The following is a 20,425-nucleotide window of genomic DNA, read 5'->3' on the forward strand; positions in this document are numbered from 1 at the left end:
AACGAAAAATTAGAATCAACAGGCATCCAAAACAGGGCTTTAAAGCGGAGGAGTCTGCTTTACTAAGTGAGATTGAGACAAGCCGATTTTAGACAAGTGAACGTTACGTGAGAGAGGTCTACTCGAGGAGGTTTCTACAAATGAGATGTAAGCAAGCGAGGTTTTAGTGAGCAAAATGTAAACAAAAGACGTTTTCTCCAGTTATTATCACCGGCATAACAAGTACACATCCACATTCTGCGGCTCAACTAGACTGTGAATAATGACTCTGCGTGCTAACAAAGTGGATAGTTAGGTTAAAATTGTGACATCCAATCGTTTGCGTGATGCACTTTTCACACTCAAGCTAGGCTTATTCAAAGGTCAAACATCAATACTCGTTAATTCCCTTATTTATCGTTTACTGTTTACGTGTAACTTGAGTTAGCGATCACACCTTTAATGTTCAATATGACCTGTATTACATATTATCCTTTGAATTGAGTATTTTTTGACGAAAAATAAGTTCTACAGATTATTAAAGTCAATAGTCTTTATCGACGTTCAAATCTTGATTTATGGCTAATATAAAGCCAATTTGCAGATATTTTGTCTGCATTTATTTTTCCTAGCAGAATAACCCGTCGTACCTTACAATCCTGCCACATAAAAATTACAAGTTACACACAAGGTATATCAGCACATTTAAGTGGCAATAAAGACCACAGACTGATGCCTCAAATCCCCTATGCTGATTGGCTTCCCTACAACCGCCATGAATGCAGAAACTTAACGTGAAAGGTCCCGAGTAAAGATGAGTCCCGAAAAGCACCTCCTAGATTGGCAAACTAGTCAAACCATTGCTGAATCCATCGCTCCAACTTTAGGTCAGTTATACCGTCAAAAAGGCGTAGAAGTTATCCTCTTTGGTAAGACCTTAGTTAACGCGACAACTATCGACATCATCAAAGCTCACCGCATCGCAAAACGTTACACTGGTTCTCCTCTTACAGCAGAACAGACTCAACCTATTATTCAACACCTTCTCTCTATGGACTTATCTCCATGTCGTATTGATGTTGGTCGCCTTGCGCATTCATTCTGGCAAGATCGCGAAGACACACATGGGTTGGATGATTTCCTACAAACTGCACTTATCGAATCGCTTGAAGGCGATGCAATGACAGAACCTCGTGACGTTGTATTGTACGGTTTTGGTCGTATTGGCCGACTGCTAACTCGTCTGTTGATCGAGAAAAGTGGCCCGGGGTACCCACTGCGTTTACGTGCAATCGTTGTACGCGGCGGCAAAGATGGCGACCTAGAAAAACGTGCAAGCCTGCTTCGTCGTGACTCTGTACACGGCCAATTCAACGGCAGCATTGTTGTAGACCAAGAACGCAAAGCGATCATCGTTAACGGTAACTTCATCCAAGTTATCTACGCAAACAAACCAGAAGAAGTGGATTACACGGCTTACGGTGTTGAAAATGCACTTGTGGTTGATAACACAGGCGTATGGCGTGACGCGGAAGGCCTGAGCCAACACGTTGCGTGTAACGGTGCGAAGAAAGTGCTACTGACTGCACCAGGTAAAGGCGACATCAAGAACGTGGTATTTGGTGTGAATGAAAATGTTATTCAGCCAGAAGACACCATCATCTCTGCAGCAAGCTGTACTACTAACGCAATCACGCCAGTATTGAAAGCGGTTCACGACAAGTTTGGCGTGCTGTCTGGTCACATCGAAACGGTGCACTCATTTACCAATGATCAAAACCTAATCGATAACTTCCACTCGGGTGATCGTCGTGGTCGTGCTGCATCATTGAACATGGTACTGACATCGACTGGCGCTGCTAAAGCAGTATCAAAAGCGATGCCGGAAATGGAAGGTAAGCTAACAGGTAATGCGATTCGCGTTCCTACGCCAAACGTTTCAATGGCAGTTGCGAACCTAAACCTTGAGAAAGGCACAAACAAAGAAGAGTTGAACGAGTACCTGCGTGAAATGGCGCTGTCTTCTGCTTTGTCTGCACAAATTGATTACACAGACTCGACTGAGATTGTATCTACCGACTTGGTTGGCTCTCGTCACCCAGGTGTGGTTGACGGTGTGGCGACTATCGCACAAGACAACCGTGCCGTGCTGTACATTTGGTACGATAACGAGTTTGGCTACAGCTGCCAAGTTGTTCACTGTATGGAACAGATGATGGGTGTACGCTACAAGACATACCCAGAAGTTTAATTAACTTCGCTCTTGTAGATACGTCCATCACAACAAGCTCCACAACATAATAACTATATCTGCGAAGTCTGTATGGACTTCGCAACCCCTTTTGTTTTACTCCCCCGTATAAACAAGAGGGTTGCCACTTAGATCTGCTCTCTCTAACTGATCTAGGTGGCCTTTTTACATCTAGCGCCCTAACTTTTATCGCTATAATAAGATCTTGTCTTCATCACTCTTGCACAGCTTTACGTCTGTTATAACTCAACCTCAACATCTGACTGAATCGAGCTTGAACATGCAAGCACGTAGCCCTGTTCAATCTGCTCTGGCGTCAATGTTTCTTGGCTGCTTGATTCCACAGATCCTTTGGTCACTTTGCATTTACACGAACCACAAATCCCACTACGACAAGCGATAATAATTGGAACGCCTGCTTTTTCTAATGAATCCGCCAATGGTGTGCCAGTTTCCGCTTCAACTTCAGCGCCGAACGCAGGCACAAATACCTTAACAGCACTATTCGTATCGTCAGCAATTTCGGCGTTTGACGCTTCTGATTGAGCATCCTGAGTAGCAGGAGTAAAGCTTTCTTGATAGAAGTTATCCATGTTGAACTCAAGCTCTTTCAGATAACTCTCAATATCTTGCATGAAGCCGACAGGCCCACACAGGTAAACCGTTCTATCTAAGATATCTGGGCTCAGTTTCACCAACCAGTTTTTATCTAAACGACCTTGAGGGGCGGTTGTTCCTTCGTTGTCTTTTAACAGCAGTTTTAAGTTGAAATTCGCATGTGATTCATCGAGCTGATGAAGTTCTTGAAAGTAGATAGTCTCAAGCTTGTTGCGTGCCATGTGGACGAAATCAATCTCAATGTCACTGTCACTGTCTTGAGACAGCCAATATTTTACCATCGCCATTACGGGTGTAATGCCACAGCCCGCACTCACTAGCGTTACTTTCTTTGTTGCCGTTGGCATGCAATCAATACAGTTAAACGAGCCTGCCGGCTTCAACACAGAAACCTCGTCACCTTCATCAAGCTCATCAACAATAAAGTTCGAAACCAAGCCACCTTCCACACGCTTGACCGTCAACTTCAGGCGGTTATCTTCGGGGCAAGAAGCCACGGAATAAGCACGGTAATCCGTTTTCGTCGGCATATCTAAACCCAAGGTGATGAACTGACCGGGCTTAAAATTGAAATGTAAATCTTGTGGAATACTGCCAAGCTCAAAGCTGACCGTATCTGGCGTCTCGTGCCATTTCTTTAAACACACTAAATTGATTGAATCGCTATCCGACCATGCATACATAGTTCACACACCTCACTGATACTAAAGAATTAAATCTAAAAAGCCCCGCCGCTGCACGTTCCTAGAGAACAGCAACAACGGGGCTTGGGAGTGGGCTTAGATTAAGCCGCTAAGATTGTTTTAAGATCTTGCTCTGGCGTTGAGATAGAACGCATATCGAACTCGTCTTGAATAATCTTTAGTAGGTTTTCAGTTAGGAATGCAGGCGCTGTTGGGCCTGTGTAGATACCTTTCACACCCAGTGCGAACAGAGTAAGCAGGATAACGATCGCTTTTTGCTCGAACCAAGAAAGAACAAGTGTTAGTGGTAGTTCGTTGATGCCACAATCAAACTCTTGAGACAGCGCAAGAGCAAGCTGAATCGCTGAGTATGCATCGTTACATTGGCCAACATCGAGCAGACGTGGAATACCGTTAATGTCGCCGAATTGGTTTTTGTTGAAACGGAATTTACCACATGCCAATGTCAGGATTACTGAATCTTCTGGCGCTTGAGCTGTGAAATCTGTGTAGTAGCTACGTTCAGATTTATCGCCGTCACAACCACCCACTAGGAAGAAGTGTTTGATGTTGCCTTCTTTCACTTGTTCAACAACCGCAGGCGCTGCTTCCATCAAGGCGTTACGACCAAAACCGACAGTGATCATTTGCTCGATCTCGTCATGCTTAAAGCCTTCTTGCGCAAGAGCACAATCGATCACTGCACTGAAATCGTCACCTTCAAGGTGAGCAACACCCGGCCAGCCTACGATGCTACGCGTAAATAGGCGGTCAGCGTACGAGCCCACATCTGGGTTAAGCAGACAGTTAGATGTCATTACGATCGCACCTGGGAAGTTCGCAAATTCTTTTTGCTGGTTCTGCCAAGCGCTGCCGTAGTTACCCGCAAGGTGTGGGTACTTGTTTAGTTCAGGGTAGCCGTGTGCAGGTAACATCTCACCGTTGGTGTAAACGTTAATGCCCTTGCCTTCCGTTTGTTGAAGGATCTTTTCTAGATCATGCAGGTCGTGACCAGAAACAAGGATACAGTGACCTCGCTTCGTCTTCACATTCACGGTTGTTGGTTGAGGGTGACCGAAGGTATCTGTCTCGCCTTTATCCAACATTTCCATGACCTTGTAGTTCATTAAGCCGATCTGCATAGACGTATCTAACAGTTGTTTTAGGTCTGATGGATCTGAACCTAGGAACGCCATGATTTCATGGTATTCAGCGAAAATAGCATTATCAGTTTGACCAAGAACACGTGCGTGCTCCATGTAAGCTGCTGCACCTTTTAGACCGTATAGGCAAAGAAGGCGAAGACCAATCACATCTTCGTGTTGAGAGTCGTGACCACGGTTTACCGCCGCTTGGGGGGCAAGCGCCAATAGCTCTGAAGAGTCCGTTGGAAGGTCGAATTGAGCAGCAGCAGAAAGCGCTGGGATCTCAAAACCAATCAATGTCGCTGCCGCGCGAACCTGTTGCTCTAAACGCTGCTTGAATTCATGGGACTGTTGTGCGAATTCGATGATACGAGCAGGGTCGAAGTTAACGTTGGTTAGTGTTGCGAAAAACGCTTTTGGCGCCCACTCGTCGATTTCAGTATCAATAACATCACACGCACGGCCCAAATTGGCCCAAAAAGAAACACCTTGAAGAGAATGCACCAACACGTCTTGAAGGTCGGATACTTCCGAAGTTTTACCACACATACCTTGTGCGAAAGAACAGCCTTTTACGGTTGGGGTTTGAATTGTTTGTTCACATTGAATACAGAACATATAAGGGCTCCAGTAATTTTTATTAACTGTAAGTACTTTGCTTACAGTGACTTATTCCAACCCCTATAGAGCATCAAGCGTGCCAACTTTTAACATATTGATTTTATTAAACTTAGTTTTATTCCATGTTTTTAGTGCGTGATTATGACTACATATAAACTCCCTAACAGCACACATCCGTGTCATAGTGACTCTCAGAGATTTATTAACGGCGTTCATGTTTCGTTCAGAATAGAAGCGATAAAGTAACAACATAGAAAAAGAGGAATGAATATGAAAAATATATTAGTTACGATTGTTGCATTGTTTACTGGCCTTTTGGCGTTATTCACAAGCTTGATCCTTGCTATTCCTTTAGCTATTGCAGCTTTAATTACTGGCAAGCGCATTCAGAATCAAATGAAGAAACAAGGTTTCGCAGCTCATATGAACACTCGTCAGTCATCAACCAATGATGCCGGTGTTATTGAAGGTGAATACGAAGACCTTTCAAGCAAAAAGTAACCTAAACTTTAGTTTCAGACATAGTGAAAGCACAACAGATACAAGATTACATAATGCAAAGAAAGCCCCTCCTAGCACTGCTGGCCTTAACGACTTTAAGTCTCGTTGGTTGTTCCAACGAGACACCGATACCCGCTTACGAAACATCTCCAGACTTGCCTAGCTATCAGCAAGACAGCTTTGATGCCTACGTCAATGACACACAAGATTGGTTATTGAAAAACCGCGTGTTCATGACGGAAGACAAGCAACTCGAGATCCAACTCAATTCACCAACCGAGTATCAACCAACCTCGCCAAACGGCAAGGCGGTATTATTGGTTCATGGATTAGGCGACTCACCTTACTCATTTAAAGACATCGCTACCCATTTGGCAGAGCAAGGTTACTTAGTGAGAACCGTATTACTTCCGGGTCACGGCAGTCGCGTGGGTGATTTAATGCAGCCGAGCCTAGAAGATTGGCAAGGTGTGGTGGCTCATCATACGAAGTTACTTGAGCAAGAGTATGATTCTGTTTGGCTAGGCGGCTATTCAACCGGCGCGAACCTCGTGACTTCACAGGCGATGAACGATCCAAAGATCTCTGGGTTACTGCTGTTCTCACCTGCGTTTCAACCGAGCTCGTCTGCCGTTCAATACGCGGGACTAGCAAGCTACTTTGTCACTTGGGCGGATCAAGATCCTGAAGACAATGTGTTGCGTTACAACTCGTTGCCAATGAATGGTGCATCGGTTTACTACGAGACATCAGAAGTCGTACGTGGTGACTTACAAGATAAACACTTCGATAAACCAGTTTTTGTTATGATGAGTGAAGGCGACAGCGTGATTGACACCAACTACGTTCAGCAAGCCTTTACTGAATCTATGCCGAATCCAAACAATGTGTTGGTTTGGCAAGGAGAGACGACTCTCGAGGATCCTCGCGCTGTTCAGTACAGCATGAAGATCCCAGAGCAACGCATCTCGAACGGCTCTCACATGGGCTTACTGTTCTCACCAAACAACCCTTATTACGGAATCAATGGTAGCGAGAAGATTTGCTCCAATGGTCAGGCAGAAGGGTTTGAAGAACAATGCAATGCAACCAGTGAGGTTTGGTACTCAGCTTGGGGCTATCGTGAAGAAGGGAAGAACCATGCGCGTTTGACCTACAACCCCTACTTCTCAGACTCGATGGCGAAGCTAGATGCCGTACTGAACTCTGAAGGCTAATAAGCTCAAGTCTTCCAAAAGCTAATCCAGAGAAATCAAAAAGGCTCACTAGATAACGTCTAGTGAGCCTTTTTTAATGAGTGTCGTTTCTGGTGAACGTCTAGGGTCTGTTGACCTTTAGAGCTGATTTTTGCAGCACTTTGTGGGAAATGTCTACAAGGCAGAGGCTTTGAAGTGTAGCTAGCCTACATGAGAAGCCGATAACGCAGTAGAAATGAACCACAAAGGCTGCCCGAAGGGTTCGGCTAGAATCGTTTTATGCTTTGTTAAGAAGTATTAACTTAGAATGACTAGGCTACATACTCCTTGCCGCGCCTAAAACGATTCTATCTCGAACAAAATTTAACCACTAAAAGTTAACAGACCCTAGTTACTTATTCTTATCGTTTACTGCTATATCGTCCACACCACGCGAACAGCAAGCAGGATCAGCACCACGCCAGATAGTCGATCAATCAACTGAGCTTTCGAGCGAATACGTTCAACAATCAACGGGCTAGACAGTACCAAGGTGATAAAGGTGTACCAAAGGCCGTCGACAATCAGCGGCGTTGAGACAATAATCACTTGATTGGTCAGTTCATTACCTAGCGCTACAAATTGGCTAAACAGAGCGATGAAGAACAATGCGATCTTTGGGCTCAAGATAGAGATCAAGAAAGCCTCACGAGCAGACTGCATGTAACTCATCTTTTCACCCGCTTCTAATTTCTCGGCAACACCACCTTTCGAACGTAACGCATTAACGCCAAGATAAAGCAGATAAGCAGCCCCCGCTAAGCTAATACCTTTAAATAACATTGGGGATTGCTCAAGCACAACGGCTAAACCAACAATGGTTGCGAACGCATAAATACCGATACCAGCAGCGTGTGACCAAGCTGCGATAAGCCCGTTCATACGGCCACCAGCCAAACTGTGTTTAGCGATCATCGCCAAGCTTGGGCCCGGAGACATTGCACCCAACAAGCAAATCGCTAATAAAGAAAACCAAATTGTTACTGTCATCATTCCATTCCTAATAAAATAAAGCGTTCCAGCTGAACGCTCTACGCTTAATACTCAATACTTGGCACTTACCATAATTCGCAGGAGGTATTATTTGAAATCAAAGATTATCATCACACCTATGATTTCAAGTCATACTGATATTGTAACTCGACTTTTGCATGGCTTGGAATGCTTTTTCTCGCGCCCATTTGTGGGCAGAGTCGTTGTCATATTTAGGATGCCACATTAACCAATAGGTATGCATTTCCGTATCAAATGGCAACGAAAAGTAGGTAGTATCGAGGTGTCGACCTAGGTTATAGGCGATATGTTCTGGCACGATCATCAGATAGTCGTCTTGCAATAACACAGTACCAGCAGATGAAAAGAACGGAACCTGTAAAGCCACTCTTCGCTTCAGCCCTTGCTTCTTCAATGCTATGTCCGCGTAACTGTCTTTATCTCCACCACCCGTCACTTTGATGTGAGAGTAGTGAACAATATCTTCTGCACTCAAAACCGCTTGTTGAGCCAGCGGGTGCGACTTTCGCATCAAACACACCGACTTATCTTCACCAAGTTTGATACTTGAGACATGTTCTGGCTTTGTGGGAAACATACTGGAAGCCAAATGAATCCCAGACTCGTTCAGTGCTTCAAGGTAGTTTGGCTGCCACAATCGATAAGCCAAATTAATGTTCGGCGCTTCAGCAGACACCTCTGCCACAATCACAGGAAGAATATACTGAGCGACATAATCACTCGAAGACAACACCAATTCACCCTGCCAGTCTTGCGGCTCGAAGGGTTTATCATCTAACAGGTGGTCAAACTCGCCAAGCAGGTCGTCGAGTTTACCTTTGAGTAGCAATGCACGGTTGGTCGGCACCAGTTTGTTGCCGTCACGGACCAGCAAAGGGTCGCCACACAAATCACGTAACTGGCTGAGCTGACGGCTCACCGCGGATTGTGTGATATGCAAACGTTGGGCGGCACGGCTCACATGACACTCTTCAAGAAGTACATGCAGTGAACGCAGTAGGTTTAAGTTGATATTGCCTAACATGAATGCACCGTCGCATTCTGTTTGTTGAAAAACTCGGTCAAAACCGTATGAGTCATTAAGTGGCGAAGATCCGGGTAACTTTGCAGCTGATCGCGAACTCGGTTCAAGCTCTCCATGCTTTCCACTTCCACGTACAACATCATATCTGTCTCACCGTTAATAGAGTGGCACCATTGCACCTCATCAATACTCTGGATTTGTTTCGCGTAAGACTCACAACTATGGTCACTACTCGACATGTCGAACTTCAACAAGATATAAGCGCACACATTCTTCGTTTGGTTGGGTTCTGCCACTTGAGCGCAGTAGCCCGTAATCACTTTGTCGCTTTCCAGTTTCTTGATTCTGGCGTTCACCGCTGAGCGCGAGAGGCTGACATCTCGGGCGATATCGCTCACTGAGCATCGTGCATTGGTTTTGAGAATATCCAAAATCTGGCGATCAAATTTATCCATGCTTCTGATTCTTTTCATTTATTGTTCTATTTATAACGCCTAATTTGACACAACTTTCCTACTTATAACAGCCATTCTGACAGCCGACACTTTCACACTGAATCGGATTAATACCGTTAAAATGACGGTGTCTTACGACGTTTCGCTAGCTGTATTATTGATGTCAACAATGTATGCTCTCAATCATAACTTCTCACACACCAGAAGAAAGTTACTGGAAGACCGTGACCAGAATCAAATAGCTAGGAGAGCGAATGACACAACTCAAACAAGAAATCACGCTTATTTCAGGAATCGGACAACTCTCGACGACCTTGCTAGGCACTGGATTATTTATGATCCCTGCGATCGCAGCAGGCATTGCAGGACAGTTGTCTCTTCTCGCTTGGTTAATCCTGTTTATCGCTATTTGCCCGATTGCACTGACCTTCGCATCATTAGGAAAACGCTACCCGAATGCAGGTGGTACTGCCTATTTTGTGCGCCAGGCGTTTAGCGAGCGATTAGAAACAAGCGTGGCGTGGTTGTTTGTGAGTGTTATTCCTGTCGGTATTCCAGCGGCCATTGCACTGGCTGGTGGTTTTGCTCAACAATTGTTACCCGCACCTCTCGATACACCACTTGGTGCTCAATCCTTTACCGTCGCCCTGCTTATTGCCGTCAATTTGATGGGCAGTAAATCTTCTGGCCGACTGCAAACCGTGATCGCATTGTCGATTTTTGCCTTAGTCAGCGCTTTTGTTTGGAAAGCCGACATCACGGCAACCGATGTTGCTCTTCCTGCCATCTCATCCAATTCAATGTGGTCTATCGGCGCTGCTTTAGCTGTCATGTTTTGGTGCTTTGTCGGAATAGAAGCTTTTGCTCACATGGGAGAGGAATTCAAAAATCCACAACGTGACTTCCCAATCGCCATCATTGCAGGCTGTTTTGTTGCGGGGCTAGTGTACTGGGCTTGTTCAGTAGTGATTCTTAAGCTGGGTGCTTTCGGTTCATCTGAATTCGATGCCGCATCCATCCCTTGGGTAACAGAACAACTGTTTGGTAATGGCTTCAAAACCGTCATCAGCGTGCTGGGGTTCTTTGCTTGCTTTGCCAGCCTAAACCTTTACACACAAAGCCTGTCTCGGATGATCTGGGCTCAGGCCCGCCAACACAGCCCTGCAAGTCGAATGGCTCAACTGAACAGCCGCGGCGTACCGCTCTACCCAACGTTAGCAATTGGCTTTGTCGTGCTTATTTCGTGTGTGATTGGTGAGCTGTCTAATTTAGACCTTGAGTTCTTTCTCAAGCTCGCCAACGGTATTTTTGTTCTGGTTTATCTGCTCGCAATGTTAGCCGCTTGCCGATTACTAACAGGCGCATCTAGATACACTGCCATGCTTTCATTGGTCATCTGTACCTTGGTGTTTATCTGTTTAAGTTGGTCGATGCTCTATGCTGTGACTGTTTTTGTGACATTGTCACTCCCTTGGCGGAAGTGGCTAGGTAAAGGTAAACCCACCGTCTCTATCGACAAGTTGTAACTCGATTCGTGATGAATCAGAAAATGGTAAACAAGCCCTACCAATATTACTGATAAAAAAGCCGAGCGATCTGTTTGATCTTCGGCTTTATGTCAGCCAATCGGATATTTCCAAACCCCAACACCACCCCACTCCAATCACGAGCATCACTTGATCCATATTCATAAAAATCAAACGGACGAATGATGATATTTTCAAGCTCAGCTCTATGACTCCATTCAGTCTCAGATATACCTTGATACCACTTCACGGTCACATGTAGCCCTGCTGCCTGACTGATCACTTCAAAATCACCGTTAAACTCGCTTTCAATCGCTTCTATCATGGCTTCATACTTGAGTTTGTATAACCGACGCATCTTTCTAATATGACGCAGCAAGTCGCCTTCTCGAACAAAATCCGCCAAAGCTTCCTGTGTGTGGGACGCCGTGTCTCCAGTAAGCGCGTCTTTGATCTCAAGACACTTCGCCACCAGACTTTCTGGTACCACTAAGTACCCTAATCGAAGGCCATTGAACATAACCTTACTCAGAGAGCCGACATAGATGATGCGATCATCGAACCCCAACTTTCCCGCCAACCCTTGCATGCAGGTATAAGGGCGATGAGCAAACTGGAACTCACTGTCATAGTCATCTTCAATGATCCATGACTGATGTTGATTGGCCCAATCGATCAGTTTAAGGCGCTGCTCAGTATTTAAAGTCGTGCCCATTGGGTATTGGTTACTCGGTGTGACATACAGAGCCTTAGCATTACTGGCCAACACTTTCTCAATATCCAACCCCACCTTTTCACGCACACTTACACCTTCTAACTCTAGTCTCAACAGATCGATAATTTTATGTACTTGTCGATAACCGGGTTCCTCCACGAGGATTTTGTCGCCCATCGCTAACGTTGCCATTAATCCGATTGAGATGGCTTGCTGCGCACCTGCGGTGATGATGATTCTGTCGGCATTACAATGAACGGAACGACTGCTTGCAAGATACCCACTCAACGCTTCCCTCAAGGCTGAGCTTCCCTGAACCTCTTGATTGCCCGCAATGTTCTGACGTGTAGAGTGACGTTGCAGCAACCTCTGCCATTTCGCAAAAGGGAACGCATCTAAGTCAGGAACTCCTGGGGCAAAGCTGCGGTTAATGTCGTTAGGTGTCGCTATGTTTGTACTCGGTTTACTGACTGTTTGTTTGACCTTCGGATCCTGAACACTGTTTGGCTTAGACAAACTTAGAAAGTGTTCTGGTTGTTCAACCGAGACATAAAACCCTGAGCCTTGCTTACTCTCGATATAGCCTTCAGTAACCAGTTGTTCGTACGCATAAATCACCGTATTTCGACTCACCGATAACTCGACAGCCAACTTACGTGTTGAAGGTAACTTACTGCCCTTGCTCCATAAATCTTGAACGATCTTCTCTCTTATCGCGTGGAACAAGGCGGTTTGACGCGTGCCGTGTTGTTCGTCTAACTGTAGATCACCGACATCGATAGGCTGCATAACTGGATCCAAATAGTGTTTTAAAGTGGCTCTATTTAATAGACCAGTTAATCGCTACATTAATCAAAAGGCAATGATTAAGGAGCGATTATGTTATCTAACACGAAAAGAACCACGATTAAAAAAGGGGCTCACAAAGCCGTATTTGAACAAGAGAAACTGCACCAAATTATTGATGAGAGCTTAATCGCACACATTGCATTGCAGGGCGAACAAGGACCAATGGTCATCCCGATGCTCGCGTGGCGAGTGGGTGATATAGTCTACATTCATGGAGCTAAAAACAGTCGCCTACTAAAAGGACTAAAAAAGGGAGAACCAACCTGTTTAACGTTCACCTTGTTCGATGGTTGGGTGCTGGCTCGTTCGGCATTTCATCATAGTGCGCATTATCGTTCTGCTGTGGTATTGGGGTCATTTTCAGTCATCGATGACAATCAAGAAAAGGATCGCTTGTTGAATATCTTTATTGAGCAAATCGCACCGGGCAGAACCGATGAAGTGAGGCTCAGTAATGAAAAAGAACTCACTGCGACCGAGTTGTTGGCGATACCTTTAACAGAAGCTTCCGTGAAGATTGGTAAACATGGAGTGAATGATGCCGATATGGACATTCCAGTTTGGGCTGGCGTATTACCCTATAGAACTGTTGTTGGGCCGTTAGAAACCGTTCCAGAACAAGAAGGCATCATTGAAACACCAGATTACCAACAAGCTTATGGTGAACGCTGGTATCAGAATTAACACTCGAAGATGGTGAACTTGATAAAATTGCATACAATCTGAATTACAAAAATTTAACATGACTCAATAATGTAATCAGACGATGAAAACGAACAAGGATATTCTGCCGTTTCAAGGCTTGCTCAATGGCATTGGGCAAGTCTATTTCACACTGTCTATCATGACGTCGACTTTGCTGTTGCTTGCCATTTCTATTGAGTCACTGGCGCTGGCTTTTCTTACCTTACTTGGCGCCAGTTGCAGCTATGCATTAGCTTTCTATGGCTATATGTACACCAACACCAACAAGTCAGTTGACGACATTGATAGTGGAATGTACGCGCTAAATGGCGCTTTGATTGGTTTATTTATCGGTAACTTTTTTGGTGTGACACCATTATTGGCTTTAGTGACTGCGTTAGGTGCATTACTCACGGTGCCGATTGCCCACATCGTATTCAGTTTTGAGAAATATCGCGGTTACACTAGCGCCTTTATCCTCACCACTTGGCTGATTTATATTATCCAATCAACCTTTGAGCTGTCAGCGTTTTCTGCACCTGATTCCGCACTGATGCCACTCATCAGTATTGAGGCTAACTCGTGGTTCAACCTGCCGACAGTGGTGATCCCGTTGTTAAAAGGGATAAGCCAAGTCAGCTTCATCGAAAATGCGTTGTCGGGGCTCGTTATCTTAGTCGCCATCGCACTCAACAATATCAAGCATGCCATTTGGGTTATGCTCGCAGTAATAATTAGCACCGTATTTAGCGGGTTGATTGGCGCTTCTAACGAACTGGTAGCTCAAGGTCTTTACGGGTACAACGCCATTCTTGCCACTTTAGCACTTGTGCCCTATCCGCGAATCCGTTGGCCGTTAATCCTATTAGGCATGCTGTTAAGCTGTCTCATCACACTTGGTTTTCATGAACTGTCACTGTTACCACTCACCGCCCCTTTCATTTTGAGTACTTGGGGGATGGTTTACTTGTCCAGCCTGATCCATAAACGAACCATAAGTTAGCTCTGAATAGTTACAGGCCAGTTTTTAGGCGCTCAACATATTGCTTGGGTGTCAAACCTCGATGTTTCTTAAACATCCGATTAAAGCTCGCGACATTGGTATAGCCGAGCCTCGTCGCGACTTTATCTATTGGCACTGAATACATCAACAACTCCACCGCCACATTACTTAACGCATAGCCCATAATGGTAGAAAAGTTGATGCCTAAGTTATGCAATCGACGTTGAAATTGCTGTTCAGATAACCCAAGCAAACTCGACACTTTATGCAGTGTTGGCAGGCCGAAATGGCGACTGTAATTGATCATCTCATAGGTCACCTTATGCTCATCCGCGGCATCAGGCATGTTGAGGTAATTATCTAAGTCATGAAAGTTCATTGCCAAGCTCATCTTGCCGCTAGAAGGGGCTTGATTGCTCGATAACCTCGACTGGCTTGGTATCCAGATTTCAGTTCGTGGCTGGCCCCACTGAATATTGCACCCAAAATACTCTTGATAGAGTTGAGTGTTCTCGCGATAACCTGCGATAGAGACGGCTGCGGGAGTAAAGTCGTCTCCCAAGTAACGCCTTAATATCTTCATCATAAAGATGGCAACTCGAATTGAGTCATGAACTTTACCCACCTCAGTATAAGCAGGATTGTCGTAGCACCATTTGATGAAATTACCGACTTGAGCGCCATATAGAAAAGCCCCGGACTGCAAACAGTGCAACCCGATGTTAACTCGGCGTATAGACGACGCCAGATCGTGCCCCGAGAAAAACCAGTTAGAGAGAGAACCTAGCCTTTCAATATCCACTCTATCAGCCAGCTTCAAGATAATATCGGGAGGCTCAGTGGTTCAGTCTCCACATATTCAGCTGCGTCCCGATTCAACTAATGTGTCGGGAAAAACTTCTAAAGTCCACATCCACCCGAACCAGGATGTGACTGAAAGACAACTAATTTACGAAATTGATGACACCAAATATGTCATCGCAAGAGACAAAGCCAGCGTTCAACTTGAATCTGCAGAGGTCGCTTTAGACACAGCTCGTCAAGAAGTGAGCATTGCAAAAGTCAGCTATCAATCGGCGCTTGAAGACATCAAAGCTTCAGTCGCACAAATAGATTCGGCTAAAACAGACTTAGTACTGCAGTCAAAGACGCTTGATCGTTACCAGAAGCAAAACAAAGTGGTAGAACATACGATCACTGAAACTGACATCGACCAACAAACAGCAAAGGTAGACTTAGCGACGTATAACGTTACGACATTGGAATCTCAGCTTAGCAAGAAAGAAGTCGATGCCGAGAATGCGAAGTTGAACATCCACAAAGCTGAAACCAATGTGAGCAAGAAGCAAACTGAGGTCGATTCAGCAAAGGCAACACTGGCACAAGCACAATGGGACTTGAACAGCACCAAAGTCACGGCACCGACTGACGGCTTTGTAACGAACTTTATTCTTCGTGAAGGTCAGCGTGTTTCAATGATGCCTCGTATCCAGATGTATACCGAAGAGAAGTACGTGCTGATGCGAGTTAACCACCAAGCGATTCGTAATATTAAGGTCGGTCAACCTGCGGAATTTGCGACAGCGGTATACCCAGGAAAAGTGTTCTCTGCAACCGTAGAAGGCATTGTAGAAGCCACTGGTGAAGCGCAAGCAAGTTTGCTGGGTATCGATGAGCAGGTTCGTGTTACCACAGGCAAAAACCTTCAGAACAAGCACCACTTTGTTCGTTTAAAAATTGATGAGGCAGAGGGTTACGATATTCCTGTTGGCTCTGTCGGATTAGCGTGGGTAAGCGGTGAGAAGCCTATCAGCTTTATGGCGTTCCTAGACGTAATACGCGGGATCATCATTAGAATGAAGTCTCAACTGTACTTCTTCTACTCCATCTAATACTTCCTATTGGTGAAACAATACCCAAGCCCGTGCGCTCTTAGATCGCACCGGCTTTTTGTTTATTTCACCATTCGTCGCCAGAAAGAACACAAACCCGAAAAACGAATAAACACTCTAAAGTTGCAAATCGCAATTGCATTTTGCAATTAGGCATTTCAAAAACGCAAATTAAACGCTCAAATACGCACCAGATTGCTATAAAACTGCCGTTTTACGTGGTTTTAAAAGTTGGCACACTAACTGCAATGTATATATTGACCCTTCTTAAGCCGAGGGTCACCTAGCCAACTGACGTTGTTAGTGAACCTATTCTTGTTCACAAAATATATAGGCCAATTGCGATTATTGCGATTGGCTATTTTTTTGCCTGCAGTTTGGCCAACCGCCCTCTTTTTCGATACAGACACCCATTCAGACGTATAATAATAAGCATTCATAGCCAACCAAGAACAGCAGATAACCAACGCATTATAGAAAACGTTTTCTATTTGTTTTTTTTAAATAAAGACAGAAAATAACCCTATGTTTTACAAGATAATTACTGCAATAACTGGTTTTTATGGGCAATTATTGACAAAATTAGCATTGACTATGTGATTTATATCACCATAATGCGCAAGTTTTCCTGCAATACGGCGACCGTTAATTTTAATTTTGATCATTTGCGGAGGTAAAAAATGGCTGCTGATAATAACTACAGTCTAGGGCCGGTTCCTACATCGGCTAGGAAAGGAGTCGCTTCACTCACCATGGTAATGCTTGGACTCACTTTCTTCTCTGCAAGTATGTGGACAGGTGGTTCACTCGGGACAGGTCTTTCATTCAACGATTTCTTCCTCGCCGTTCTCATCGGTAACCTAATCCTCGGTATTTACACTTCTTTTCTTGGCTACATCGGCTCATCTACTGGCCTCTCTACCCACCTCCTTGCTCGTTTCTCTTTCGGTACTAAAGGCTCATGGCTTCCTTCTGCTTTACTTGGTGGTACACAAGTCGGTTGGTTTGGTGTGGGTGTTGCGATGTTTGCTATTCCAGTACAAAAAGCAACGGGCATTGATACCAACACCTTGATTATCGTATCTGGCTTATTGATGACGGGTACAGTGTACTTCGGCATTCAAGCGCTAATGGTGCTTTCAGCGATTGCAGTGCCTGCGATTGCGATTCTGGGTGGTTACTCAGTACTGACTGCGGTAGACAGTGTTGGTGGACTAGAGCAATTGCAACTTATTAAACCAGAGACGCCAATGGACTTTTCAATGGCTCTTGCAATGGTTGTAGGTTCGTTCGTAAGTGCGGGTACGTTAACGGCCGATTTCGTTCGCTTTGGTAAAAAGCCAGCAAGCGCAGTATTAATTACTATGGTTGCGTTCTTCATCGGTAACTCGCTGATGTTTATCTTCGGCGCAGCAGGAGCAGCAGCAACCGGTCAGGCTGATATTTCAGATGTGATGATCGCGCAAGGTCTGCTGCTTCCAGCCATCATCGTGCTTGGCTTGAATATCTGGACAACCAATGAAAATGCACTTTATGCATCCGGTTTGGGTTTATCTAACATCACTGGTCGCTCAAGTACTACAATGTCAATCATTAACGGCATTATCGGTACGATTTTCGCACTTTGGTTATACAACAACTTCGTTGGTTGGTTAACCTTCCTTTCGCTGGCGATTCCACCAATTGGTGGCGTAATCATCGCCGACTTCTTCGCGAACCGTAAACGTTACAAAGATTTTGCAAATGCAGAGTTCCAAACCGTTAACTGGGCTGGCATTATCGCGGTAGCAACAGGCGTAGCCGCTGGTCACTTCCTACCTGGCGTTGTTCCTTTGAACGCAGTGTTAGGTGGTGCAATCAGTTACCTCGTGCTTAATCCTCTATTGAACAAAAAAGCTCTGAAATCTCAGGCCGCTTAAGGACACACTATGACAACCTTATTAATCAAGAACGCGAAACTTCAAGACCAAGAAGGCTTGAAACAGATTCTGATTGAAAATGGTCAATTTTCTCGCATTCTCGATAATGGCGCGCAAATCAATCATCAAGGCGACATCCTTGATGCTGAAGGTGGCATTGCAGTTACTCCTTTCTGTGAACCGCACATCCACCTAGATACTACTCAAACTGCTGGTGAGCCTAACTGGAACATCTCTGGCACTTTGTTTGAAGGTATTGAGCGTTGGGCTGAGCGTAAAGAACTGCTATCAATCGAAGACGTAAAGTCTCGTGCCAAGCAAACACTGAAATGGCAGATAGCTAACGGTGTTCAACACGTTCGTACGCACGTTGATGTGTCAGACCCAACACTCGTTGCGTTAAGAGCGATGGTTGAAGTTCGTGAAGAGATGAAAGAGTGGGTCGACATCCAGATCGTTGCATTCCCTCAAGAAGGCATCCTTTCATACCCTAACGGCAAAGAGTTGCTTGAAGAAGCAGTGAAGATCGGCGCTGACGTTATCGGTGCTATCCCTCACTTCGAATTCACTCGTGAATACGGTGTTGAATCTCTGCATTACGTGTTCGAGCTTGCACGTAAGTACGACTGTCTGATCGACGTTCACTGTGATGAAATCGACGACGAACAGTCTCGCTTTGTGGAAACATTAGCAGCTCTTGCTCATAAGTTTGAAATGGGCGAGAAAGTAACCGCTAGCCACACGACTGCAATGGGCTCTTACAACGGTGCTTACGCATCTCGCCTATTCCGTCTATTGAAGATGTCTGGTATCAACTTCGTGGCAAACCCGTTAGTGAACATTCACTTACAGGGCCGTTTCGACGATTACCCGAAACGCCGCGGTGTAACGCGCGTTAAAGAGATGCTAGCAGCAGACATCAACGTTTGTTTTGGCCACGATGATGTGTTTGACCCATGGTACCCACTGGGCACAGCGAACATGCTTCAAGTTCTGCACATGGGACTGCATGTAACACAGGTTATGGGCTACGACCAAATCAACAACTCACTTGATTTGATCAGCAAGAACTCTGCTCGCACATTGAACATTCAAGACAACTTCGGTATCGAAGAAGGTAAGCCAGGTAGCTTGCTGATTCTTCCTGCTGACAATGGCTTTGATGCAGTACGCCGCCAAGTACCAGTGCAGTACTCAATACGCCACGGTAAGGTGATTGCAGAGACTCAACCAGCGAAAACAAAAATAAATTTAGATCAAACTGAAGATATCAACTTTAAGCGTTAATATCGTCTATACTAATGATCAAAAGGAAGCTGAGATGCTTCCTTTTGTTGTGTTGGACGAAGCGACAAAACTATCACTAAATCAGTGTAAATCTTGTACATTCGCACGGTATGACAAAAAAAGCACAAATTTCTTAAGCAATGCGTGTACATCTCAAAAGACTGTGTTAACATGCTCTCGCTCTGTTAGCCGGAGTTATTTAAGTTAGATGAATAGTAAAAAATTGACATGTAAAATCGTTACCCGTTTTTGTAAGTAGTTTTTCCTTATTTCTTAGCAATATTAAATAATTCAATTATCAGCGCATTGCATTAAATGCAATCAACAACTTAGAAAATTTATGAATAAGGGACAAATTATGTCTAACACAAATACTGGCACTGTAAAATGGTTTAACGAAGAGAAAGGTTTCGGTTTCATTTCTCAAGACAACGGCGGCGCTGACGTATTCGTACACTTCCGTGCAATCGTTTCTGAAGGCTTCAAAACTCTGAAAGAAGGCCAAAAGGTTTCTTTCGAAGTTGAAAATGGTCAAAAAGGCCTACAAGCAGCAAACGTTGTTGCTCAATAATTAGCTCTTATAGCTAAAAAGAATTTTAAAGCGCTGGTTTTTATCGGCGCTTTTTTATGCCTGCTTATAAACATTTCCCCTCTCGATACAGGCTTTCCCCCGTAAACTCTGAACAAATGCAAATCACCAGCCAAGCGTCCTCAACCTAGACTTTCTCAATTAAAGCTCAACGATCAATTTACGTCACTTTTTGTATGCACTTCCCTAGACAACACTTAATTCTCAGTAATCTTTTGATACTAACTCACGCTACGCCGAAAGTTTGATAAGCCCAAATATGGTTAAAGAACAATCCATTAGATTACACTTATGAATACACAATCGATATTCATAATAAAAATGAGTTATTTATCCAACCCTCATCCACTAATCATATAATTTTTAAAGCAAAGACCTTCGAAATCCGCTAACCTTGTTCGCAAGTGGCTTAGTTGTTTTGGTATCTGCAGTAAA

At 44.6% G+C, this 20,425-nt stretch carries 16 protein-coding genes and 1 pseudogene; 10 read left to right on the forward strand and 7 right to left on the reverse strand.

Annotation, left to right across the window (positions count from 1 at the left end):
* Positions 1-793 precede the first annotated feature (793 nt).
* Positions 794-2,230: a glyceraldehyde-3-phosphate dehydrogenase gene (locus tag AB4263_RS23020; RefSeq protein WP_017068649.1), complete on the forward strand. Its 1,437-nt coding sequence runs from the start codon at positions 794-796 to the stop codon at positions 2,228-2,230.
* Positions 2,231-2,469: 239 nt separating this feature from the next.
* On the opposite strand, the gene AB4263_RS23025 is transcribed toward AB4263_RS23020, so the two are convergent.
* Both AB4263_RS23025 and hcp read right to left on the reverse strand, forming a co-directional pair.
* Positions 2,470-3,531, reverse strand: coding sequence for a hybrid-cluster NAD(P)-dependent oxidoreductase (locus AB4263_RS23025; RefSeq protein WP_136982710.1), 1,062 nt, complete (start codon positions 3,529-3,531; stop codon positions 2,470-2,472).
* A 101-nt stretch (positions 3,532-3,632) separates the two neighbouring features.
* Positions 3,633-5,294, reverse strand: coding sequence for a hydroxylamine reductase (hcp, locus tag AB4263_RS23030; protein WP_372098950.1), 1,662 nt, complete (start codon positions 5,292-5,294; stop codon positions 3,633-3,635).
* A gap of 273 nt (positions 5,295-5,567) precedes the next feature.
* On the opposite strand from hcp, the gene AB4263_RS23035 reads away from it, so the two are divergent.
* Positions 5,568-5,798 carry a hypothetical protein gene (locus AB4263_RS23035; RefSeq protein ID WP_017061777.1) on the forward strand — a complete coding sequence of 77 codons (231 nt, stop codon included), beginning with the start codon at positions 5,568-5,570 and terminating at the stop codon, positions 5,796-5,798.
* Positions 5,799-5,851: 53 nt separating this feature from the next.
* A complete protein-coding gene (locus AB4263_RS23040) occupies positions 5,852-7,015 on the forward strand; it encodes an alpha/beta hydrolase (RefSeq protein ID WP_372098951.1) in 1,164 nt (387 codons plus the stop codon).
* 393 nt (positions 7,016-7,408) lie between these two features.
* On the opposite strand, the gene AB4263_RS23045 is transcribed toward AB4263_RS23040, so the two are convergent.
* From AB4263_RS23045 to AB4263_RS23055, 3 genes are all read right to left on the reverse strand, one after another.
* On the reverse strand, positions 7,409-8,023 hold the full coding sequence (locus AB4263_RS23045; RefSeq protein WP_372098963.1) for a LysE family translocator: 615 nt from the start codon (positions 8,021-8,023) through the stop codon (positions 7,409-7,411).
* A 127-nt stretch (positions 8,024-8,150) separates the two neighbouring features.
* The gene (locus AB4263_RS23050; RefSeq protein WP_017061780.1) at positions 8,151-9,071 is read right to left on the reverse strand and encodes a LysR family transcriptional regulator; all 921 of its coding nucleotides are present in this window, start codon (positions 9,069-9,071) and stop codon (positions 8,151-8,153) included.
* The gene (locus tag AB4263_RS23055) at positions 9,065-9,526 is read right to left on the reverse strand and encodes an Lrp/AsnC family transcriptional regulator (protein ID WP_372098952.1); all 462 of its coding nucleotides are present in this window, start codon (positions 9,524-9,526) and stop codon (positions 9,065-9,067) included. Before AB4263_RS23055 ends, AB4263_RS23050 begins: the two co-directional genes overlap by 7 nt.
* 254 nt (positions 9,527-9,780) lie before the next feature.
* Here AB4263_RS23055 and yjeH point away from each other — a divergent pair, with 254 nt between their 5' ends.
* The gene (gene yjeH / locus AB4263_RS23060; RefSeq protein ID WP_017066490.1) at positions 9,781-11,052 is read left to right on the forward strand and encodes an L-methionine/branched-chain amino acid transporter; all 1,272 of its coding nucleotides are present in this window, start codon (positions 9,781-9,783) and stop codon (positions 11,050-11,052) included.
* Between the two features lie 46 nt (positions 11,053-11,098).
* Here yjeH and AB4263_RS23065 read toward each other — a convergent pair whose 3' ends face one another.
* Positions 11,099-12,556, reverse strand: a complete 1,458-nt coding sequence (locus tag AB4263_RS23065; protein ID WP_372098953.1) for a PLP-dependent aminotransferase family protein — start codon at positions 12,554-12,556, stop codon at positions 11,099-11,101.
* Positions 12,557-12,646: 90 nt separating this feature from the next.
* On the opposite strand from AB4263_RS23065, the gene AB4263_RS23070 reads away from it, so the two are divergent.
* Both AB4263_RS23070 and AB4263_RS23075 read left to right on the forward strand, forming a co-directional pair.
* On the forward strand, positions 12,647-13,300 hold the full coding sequence (locus tag AB4263_RS23070; protein ID WP_372098954.1) for a pyridoxamine 5'-phosphate oxidase family protein: 654 nt from the start codon (positions 12,647-12,649) through the stop codon (positions 13,298-13,300).
* Positions 13,301-13,382: 82 nt separating this feature from the next.
* Positions 13,383-14,303, forward strand: a complete 921-nt coding sequence (locus tag AB4263_RS23075; protein WP_372098955.1) for an urea transporter — start codon at positions 13,383-13,385, stop codon at positions 14,301-14,303.
* A 10-nt stretch (positions 14,304-14,313) separates the two neighbouring features.
* Here the strand turns inward: AB4263_RS23075 and AB4263_RS23080 are convergent.
* Positions 14,314-15,144: pseudogene (locus AB4263_RS23080) on the reverse strand (helix-turn-helix domain-containing protein); the annotation flags it as partial.
* On the opposite strand from AB4263_RS23080, the gene AB4263_RS23085 reads away from it, so the two are divergent.
* The 4 genes from AB4263_RS23085 (at position 15,143) to AB4263_RS23100 (ending at position 19,972) form a co-directional block, all read left to right on the forward strand.
* Complete coding sequence (locus tag AB4263_RS23085; RefSeq protein WP_372098956.1) at positions 15,143-16,195, forward strand: HlyD family secretion protein; 1,053 nt, start codon at positions 15,143-15,145, stop codon at positions 16,193-16,195. The pseudogene AB4263_RS23080 and the gene AB4263_RS23085 overlap by 2 nt on opposite strands.
* Before the next feature lie 680 nt (positions 16,196-16,875).
* On the forward strand, positions 16,876-18,114 hold the full coding sequence (gene codB / locus AB4263_RS23090; protein ID WP_032545811.1) for a cytosine permease: 1,239 nt from the start codon (positions 16,876-16,878) through the stop codon (positions 18,112-18,114).
* A gap of 9 nt (positions 18,115-18,123) precedes the next feature.
* The gene (locus tag AB4263_RS23095; RefSeq protein ID WP_372098957.1) at positions 18,124-19,401 is read left to right on the forward strand and encodes a cytosine deaminase; all 1,278 of its coding nucleotides are present in this window, start codon (positions 18,124-18,126) and stop codon (positions 19,399-19,401) included.
* Between the two features lie 358 nt (positions 19,402-19,759).
* Positions 19,760-19,972, forward strand: a complete 213-nt coding sequence (locus AB4263_RS23100) for a cold-shock protein (RefSeq protein WP_004740083.1) — start codon at positions 19,760-19,762, stop codon at positions 19,970-19,972.
* The last annotated feature ends 453 nt before the right edge of the window (positions 19,973-20,425 follow it).

Origin of the sequence: Vibrio sp. 10N.261.55.C5, assembly GCF_041470505.1 — a bacterium.
GTDB lineage: Bacteria > Pseudomonadota > Gammaproteobacteria > Enterobacterales > Vibrionaceae > Vibrio > Vibrio crassostreae_C.